This window comes from Streptomyces niphimycinicus, from assembly GCF_018883605.1.
In the GTDB taxonomy this organism is placed as follows: domain Bacteria; phylum Actinomycetota; class Actinomycetes; order Streptomycetales; family Streptomycetaceae; genus Streptomyces; species Streptomyces niphimycinicus.
Window position 1 is genome coordinate 1 of sequence record NZ_JAHLEM010000858.1, and the last position, 2,078, is coordinate 2,078.

Below are 2,078 nucleotides of genomic sequence, written 5' to 3' on the forward strand. Positions count from 1 at the left end.
GCCCCAGGCCCCGCTCCTCGATCGCCGGAGGGGCTGGAAGGTGGGGCTCTGCCCCAGGCCCCGCTCCTCGATCGCCGGAGGGGCTGGAAGGTGGGGCTCCGCCCCAGGCCCCGCTTCTCAAGCTCCCCCAGCTACCGCTGGGAGGTGCCCCCCGAGGGGCTGGGAGGCGGGGCTCCGCCCCAGACCCCGCTCCTCGAACTCCCCCAGCTACCGCTGGGAGGTGCCCCCTGGAAAGGCTGGAAGGCGGGGCTTCGCCCCAGCCCCCGGGGTCCAGGGGCGAAGCCCTTGCCACGCGGCGGAGCCGCATATCGATAGGTCCCACACCCCCGGCCGGGTCAGCCGGTGGTGTCCTCGGTGGACAGCTGTTCCGCGAGCCAGACGGGGACGCCGCCCAGCAGGCGGACCAGGCGGGCCGCCTCGGTGCGCAGCCGGGTGGCCTCGTCGGGGTCGGGCTCGACATCGGCCAGGGCGGCCAGGGCCGGGGCGATGCCGACCAGATAGCCCAGCTCCTCACGGATCCGCAGCGACTCGGCGAAGCCGTGGCGCGCTTCGGCCAGATCGCCGTCCCCCTCCGCCATGGCGGCCAGATGGCGCCAGGTGAACGAGCGCAGCAGGGTGTCGCCGTGGGCCGCCGCGCCCGCGTGGGCGCGCTGGAAGGCGGCCAGGGCGCCGGTCGGGTTGTGCGCGAGGTGCTGGGAGATCAGCCCGCGCCGGAAGTCCAGCAGCGGCCGGATCGGGGAGCCCGGTGCGAGCAGCGCGGCGGCGCGGCCGAGCGCGGTCCGCGCCTCGTCGGCCCGGTCCCGCACCCCGAGCAGCGTGGACGCGTACGCCAGATAGCCGCGTTCGCAGGCGGTGGCGCCCCGCTCGGTGTCGGTGAGCGCGAGTGCCTCCGCCGCCCGCAGGGCGTCATCGGCCGCGTCCCAGCCCGCGGAGGTGTACATGCACCGTTCGATCAGGACGGCGCTGCGCTTGAGCGCGGCGGCGGCGTCGTCCACCGCATGCGGGGTGAGCAGTTCGGCGGCGTCTTTCCAGCAGCCGCGCGAACGCAGCCGCCATACCGCCGTGTCGAGTGGGTCGTCCACGAGCGGGTCGAGCCCGCGCCCCGCCTGTACCTCGGAGTGAGGATCGGACGATCCAGGTGGTGACATGGCGGTGTCCGCCACATTGCCCTCCCCAAGCGCGCCATCGAGCCGGAAGCCGTGGGCGAATCTCAGCATGAATGCGCGCGCCCGGCCAAGAGGTTGGTGTGAATCAATTCACAAACCCCTGGCAAGAGTGATGGCGCGTTGTCACGCGCCCGGGCGTGTCCCCGGGCCACGGTCACGCCCCGCCGGGCGTCAGCTCATGCGCAGCGCGAGAAAGAAGTCCAGCTTGTCCTCCAGGCGCGACAGCTCGCGCCCGGTCAGTTGCTCGATTCTGCCGATCCGGTAGCGCAGCGTGTTGACGTGCAGATGCAGCCGGGCGGCACAGCGCGTCCAGGAGCCGTCGCAGTCCAGGAACGCCTCCAGGGTCGGGATCAGCTCGGCCCGGTGGCGCCGGTCGTACTCGCGCAGCGGGTCCAGCAGCCGGGCGGTGAAGGCGCGCCGCACATCGTCCGGGACGAAGGGGAGCAGCAGTACGTGCGAGGCCAGCTCCTGATGGCCGGCCGCGCAGACCCGCCCGGGGCGTGCGGCGGCCACCCGCCGGGCGTGCCGGGCCTCCTCCAGGGCGCCGCGCAGCCCGTCGGCGGAGTGGACGGCGGCGCTGACGCCGAGGGTCAGCCGGCCGTCGCCGTCCAGACCGCGGGAGAGCGGCTCCCGGACGGCGGTGAGCAGCGCGTCGGCCTGGAGCCCCGCCATGCCGCCCTCCGACGGGCCGTCGGAGAGCGCCGGGAGGGGGACGAGCGCCACCGCCTCGTCGCCGGTGTGCGCCACCGCGATCCGGTCCGACAGCTCCGGCCCGGGCGCATCCGGGTCGACCAGGATCTCCTCCAGCAGCGCCTGGGCCACCCGGGCGCCGAGGACGGCCCCGCCGTCCCGCGCCAAGCCCTCATGCGCGAAGCCCTCCCGCGCGGCGCCGTCCCGCACGCCGCGCTCGCG

The 2,078-nt window shown here is 75.1% G+C and carries 2 protein-coding genes; both read right to left on the bottom strand.

The features are described 5' to 3' along the window. Nucleotides 1-335 precede the first annotated feature (335 nt). Nucleotides 336-1,217 (bottom strand): hypothetical protein, encoded by an 882-nt coding sequence (locus KN815_RS44265; RefSeq protein WP_216347407.1) that lies wholly within the window; start codon nucleotides 1,215-1,217, stop codon nucleotides 336-338. Nucleotides 1,218-1,337: 120 nt separating this feature from the next. After that, nucleotides 1,338-2,078, bottom strand: a 741-nt coding sequence (locus KN815_RS44270) for a PucR family transcriptional regulator (protein WP_216347409.1), incomplete at its 5' end; no start/stop codon positions are given.